5 protein-coding genes are annotated in these 4,713 nt (G+C 70.4%); 4 read left to right on the top strand and 1 reads right to left on the bottom strand.

Features of this window, described 5'->3' with window-relative positions:
• On the top strand, nucleotides 1-762 hold a 762-nt coding region (gene argS, locus GXZ33_RS04695; protein WP_291339727.1), incomplete at its 5' end, for an arginine--tRNA ligase.
• Between the two features lie 4 nt (nucleotides 763-766).
• Complete coding sequence (lysA, locus tag GXZ33_RS04690) at nucleotides 767-2,098, top strand: diaminopimelate decarboxylase (RefSeq protein WP_291339726.1); 1,332 nt, start codon at nucleotides 767-769, stop codon at nucleotides 2,096-2,098.
• Nucleotides 2,099-2,117: 19 nt separating this feature from the next.
• Here lysA and GXZ33_RS04685 read toward each other — a convergent pair whose 3' ends face one another.
• A complete protein-coding gene (locus tag GXZ33_RS04685) occupies nucleotides 2,118-2,825 on the bottom strand; it encodes a hypothetical protein (protein WP_291339725.1) in 708 nt (235 codons plus the stop codon).
• Nucleotides 2,826-2,971: 146 nt separating this feature from the next.
• Between GXZ33_RS04685 and GXZ33_RS04680 the strand changes: the two genes are divergently transcribed.
• Both GXZ33_RS04680 and GXZ33_RS04675 read left to right on the top strand, forming a co-directional pair.
• Nucleotides 2,972-3,628, top strand: a complete 657-nt coding sequence (locus GXZ33_RS04680; protein WP_291339724.1) for a response regulator transcription factor — start codon at nucleotides 2,972-2,974, stop codon at nucleotides 3,626-3,628.
• A 5-nt stretch (nucleotides 3,629-3,633) separates the two neighbouring features.
• Nucleotides 3,634-4,713 (top strand): ATP-binding protein (locus GXZ33_RS04675; RefSeq protein ID WP_291339723.1); only part of this gene is annotated, 1,080 nt, incomplete at its 3' end.

Raw genomic sequence — 4,713 nt, 5'->3', positions numbered from 1 at the left:
GTCGTCATCAAGTCCGACGGCGACGCCGCGTACATCGCCGGTGACATCGCCTACGTCGCGGACAAGATCGACCGCGGCCACGACCTGTGCATCTACATGCTCGGCGCCGACCACCACGGCTACGTCGCCCGCCTCAAGGCCGCCGCCGCGGCCCTCGGCTACAACGCCGACCAGGTCGAGGTCATGATCGGCCAGATGGTCAACCTGCTCCGCGACGGCGAGGCGGTCCGCATGTCCAAGCGTGCCGGCACCGTCATCACCCTCGACGACCTGGTCGAGGCCATCGGCATCGACGCCGCCCGCTACTCACTCATCCGCTCCTCCGTCGACTCCTCCCTGGACATCGACCTGGCGCTGTGGGCCTCCCAGTCCTCCGACAACCCGGTCTACTACGTCCAGTACGGCCACGCCCGCCTGTGCTCCATCGCGCGCAAGGCCGCGGAGCTGGGCGTCACCGCCGACAACCCGGACCTCTCGCTGCTCACCCACGAGCGGGAGGGCGACCTCATCCGCACCCTCGGCGAGTTCCCGAACGTGGTCAAGGCCGCCGCGGAACTGCGTGAGCCGCACCGCATCGCCCGTTACGCCGAGGAACTGGCCGGCGTGTTCCACCGCTTCTACGACAACTGCCAGATCCTGCCGAAGGCCGACGAAGAGGCGGCCCCGATCCACACCGCCCGCCTGGCGCTGGCCGCCGCCACCCGCCAGACCCTGGCCAACGCGCTCGGCCTGGTCGGTGTCACCGCCCCGGAGAGGATGTAAGCGCATGACCTCGGATTTCAACGATCTGCCGGCCCACGTATGGCCGCGCAACGCCGCGCGCCAGGAGGACGGCGTGGTCACGGTCGCGGGTGTGCCGCTGCCGGAGATCGCCGAGGAGTTCGGCACCCCGGTCTTCGTCGTCGACGAGGATGACTTCCGTTCCCGCTGCCAGGACATGGCCCGCGCCTTCGGCGGACCGGAGAACGTGCACTACGCCTCCAAGGCGTTCCTCACCCGCACCGTCGCGCGCTGGGTCGACGAGGAGGGCCTGTCCCTGGACGTCGCCTCCCTCAACGAGCTGAAGATCGCGCTGGCCGCGGAGTTCCCCGCCGCCCGCATCACGGCGCACGGCAACAACAAGGGGCCGTCCTTCCTGCGGGCGTGCGTCACCGAGGGCGTCGGCCACGTCGTCCTGGACTCCGAGCAGGAGCTCGAGCTTCTCGATGCCATCGCCGCCGGCGCCGACGTCATCCAGAAGGTGATGATCCGCGTCAAGCCCGGCATCGAGGCCCACACCCACGAGGCCATCGCCACCTCCCACGAGGACCAGAAGTTCGGTTTCTCCCTGGCCTCCGGGTCGGCGTTCCGCGCCGCCGAGGCCGCCGTCCGTGCGGAGAACCTCGAGCTCGTCGGCCTGCACTGCCACGTCGGCTCCCAGGTCTTCGACGCCCGGGGCTTCACCATGGCCGCCGACCGCGTCCTGGCCCTCTACTCGCAGATCCACCGCGAACTGGGCGTGCAGCTGCCCGAGCTCGACCTCGGCGGCGGCTACGGCATCGCCTACACCGAGGACGAGCAGTCCCTCAACGTCGACGAGGTGGCCCACGACCTGCTCACAGCCGTGGCCAAGACCGCCGCTGAGCTGGGAATCGACGCCCCCACCGTCCTCGTCGAGCCCGGTCGCGCCATCGCCGGCCCCGGCACCGTCACCGTCTACGAGGTCGGCACCGTCAAGGACGTCACCGTCTCCGAGGACGAGAAGCGCCGCTACCTCTCCGTCGACGGCGGCATGTCGGACAACATCCGCCCGGCACTCTATGACGCGCTTTACGACGCCCGCGTGGTCAACCGCTTCACCGAGGGTTCTGAGGTGCAGTCCCGCCTCGTCGGCTCCCACTGCGAGTCCGGCGACATCCTCGTCCGCGACGCCGCCTATCCGGACGACATCGTGGTCGGCGACCTCATGGCCGTCGCCGCGACCGGCGCCTACGCCTACGCCATGTCCTCGCGCTACAACGCCTTCGGCCGCCCGCCGGTCGTCGCCGTACGCGCCGGCAAGACCAAGCTCATGCTGCGCCGCGAGACCGTCGAGGACATCCTCGCGCTCGAGGTGTAGGCGGTTCAGCCGACCGGGGTCAGCTGCTCAGGCTGAAGCCCCGTAGGCTGCCTCCCATCCCGCCGCCGGGCCCGTCAACGCCGTCGCCGGGGCCGTCAGCGCCCTTGTCATGGAGGCGGAAGGAGCCTTCCGTGCCGTCGATGCAGTGCCGGTAGGCATCACCGATGGTGAGCGCGGTGAAGCTCTTCGTGAAGACGCGCCCGGGTCGGGTGATGTCGCGGTACAGCTGGGAGGTCATCTCCGCCCCGGCATCGGGAGCACTGTCCAGGTACGCCTGGAATTCTGCCGCATCCCTGCGGGTGATGTTCTCGACCCGGTCGTCCATGCTCCGCGGCGGTCCGTCGGTGTCACCGGGTGCCATGAGGACGGCGTAGCTGAGACCCGTCGTGACCTCCCAGTCGGCCATGCCCGCGGCCACGCCGGCCGCGACGATGCGGTTGAAGGTGGCTGCGCCGCCGGTCCGGTTGTCGCTGTACGCCTCGATGTCGTCGGCGACCGAGGGAAGGGCGTTCTTGAAGTTCTCCCTGGTGGCGACCACCGACGCGAGGCGGTCGTCCCTGGTGTCCAGGTAGATGTCCCCGCGGTCCAGCCAGTCCTGCATACCCCACACGATGGTGCACTCGTCACCGGAGACGGTGACGGTGTATGCGGAGGCGGTCGGGGAGAGGGGTGGCAGGGAGGCGGCCAATGCGGTGGCCGCCAGGATGGTGAGAACTCTGCGTCTCATGGGGTCCTCCCTTGTCGAGGTGGTGGGACTCCAGCTCAACACCCCGGAAAAGGGGCCGGTAGCAGGGGTTTCTGCTGCCCGCATTTCCACCGGCACCGTCAGCGGGGACCCTGTTGGCATGCGGCGGAAACTGTTAGGTTGAGCTCATGAAGGTGCAGGTGATCGTCATCGACGACCACGAGGTTGTTCTCGCGGGTCTGGAGTACACACTCGGTGGCTCGGACCGGTGCGTCCTGGCGGGCACCTACCTCACCATGCAGGAGGCGCTGGCACGGATCGCGGACCCCGACGCCCCTCCAGTGTCGGTGGCGCTGCTGGACCTGCGGCTCGCCGACGGCAGCGACCCCTACCTCAACGCCCTCGACCTGCAGTCCGCCGGCGTCCACGTCCTCGTCTACAGCTCCATGGAGAGTCCCTACCTCGTCCGGAGGGCGCTGCAGGCGGGGGTGGCGGGGGTCGTCGACAAGTCGGCGTCGGTGGCTGACCTCGAGGAGGCCGTGTGCCTCGCCGCAGCGGGCGGCACCTACGCCACCACGGACTGGGCGGTCCTGATCGACGGGGACCCCCTCCTCGCGGCGGTGACGCTCTCGGAGAGGCAGAGGGAGGTGCTGGAACTCTTCGCCATGGGGGAGCCCGCCAAGCGGGTCGCCACCCTCACCGGGTTGTCGCAGGGCACGGTGCAGGACTACCTCGGACGCATCCGGGCGAAGTACGCGCTGGCCGGGCGCCCGGCGGACACCAAGATCGAGTTGTTCCTCCGCGCCCAGGAGGATGGTTTCCTGCCCGGCCCGCTGGACAGGTGAGCACGATGACGGACACCCTGGCCCGCCACGCGAGTCCGGTCACGGAACTGCCGTCGTCCTTCTTCCTTCCCCCTCCGGTGCAGCATGCGGGCCGGATCGTCGAGAGATTCCCGGACGAGTCCACGGGTGTGGCCCGGACGGTCCGACGCGGGGTGGCCCTGGGCACTGCGACGGTGTGGCTCCTGCTCCTGCTGCTGCGGGTCGTACTCACGGGGGAGGACCTGCCCACCGTGTGCTGGTGGTGCGCCGTGGTCTCCGTGGTGGTGCTCATCGCCGGGGTGCTCGACCGGGGTGTGGCGCCCGTCCTGCTGATGGCCGGCGGGCTGTCCGGGGTGGTCCTCGGCGGGTATCTGCTGTCCCTGTTCCCGGACAGTGGGATCGGACAGTACGTGGGACTGCCCCTGACGATGGTGGCGGCGGTGGCTCCCCGGGTGGGCGGCACCGTGGCGGCCTCCCTCATCGTGACGCTGGCGGTGCTGGCCTACCGGACCTCCACCCCGGGGCCGGTGGTGGAGACCGCGCTGGGGCTCATCTGGGCGTGGCCGCTGTTCATCCTCGTGTTCATGGCCAGCCGGGCAGCCGCCGCCATCGACGAGATCGTCGCCCGCACCCACCGTGACACCCTGCACCTGGCGGGCAGTCGTGCCCTCCACGAGCTGGAGACCCGATTCCTGGCCTACGTCCACGACCACGTCCTCTCGCTTCTCGACGGCGTCCGGCGCGGAATCCTCCCCGCCGCCCGCGCCCGCGTCGACCCTGCGGCACTGCTGGAGTCGGCGCCGGGCACCTCCGCCCCGATGCCGCTGGGCGGGGTCATCAGCTACCTCGTCGCCCACGCCCGGCAGACCGATCCGGAGCTGCTGGTCACGGCGCCGACGGAGGTGCCCACGGCGGCGACGATGCCGGCGGACGTGGCGGCGTCGTTACGCGATGCCCTGGTGGAGGCGGTGTCCAACGGCGTCCGGCACGCCGGACCCGGCCCCCGCCGCTGCGCCCTCGAACTCGACGGTGGCTCCGGGCTGCGGGTACGGGTGAGCGACGAGGGGCCCGGCTTCGACCCGCGTGCCGTCCCGGCCCACCGCGCC

It is taken from the genome of Corynebacterium sp. (assembly GCF_012838985.1).
Taxonomy (GTDB): Bacteria; Actinomycetota; Actinomycetes; order Mycobacteriales; family Mycobacteriaceae; genus Corynebacterium.
This window is presented reverse-complemented; position numbering and strand designations above follow the sequence as displayed.

Excerpts from the sequence above, each read along its gene's own strand:
- lysA (WP_291339726.1), top strand. The coding sequence starts at position 767 with ATGACCTCGGATTTCAACGATCTGCCGGCCCACGTATGGCCGCGCAAC.
- GXZ33_RS04685 (WP_291339725.1), bottom strand. The coding sequence starts at position 2,825 with ATGAGACGCAGAGTTCTCACCATCCTGGCGGCCACCGCATTGGCCGCC.
- GXZ33_RS04680 (WP_291339724.1), top strand. The coding sequence starts at position 2,972 with ATGAAGGTGCAGGTGATCGTCATCGACGACCACGAGGTTGTTCTCGCG.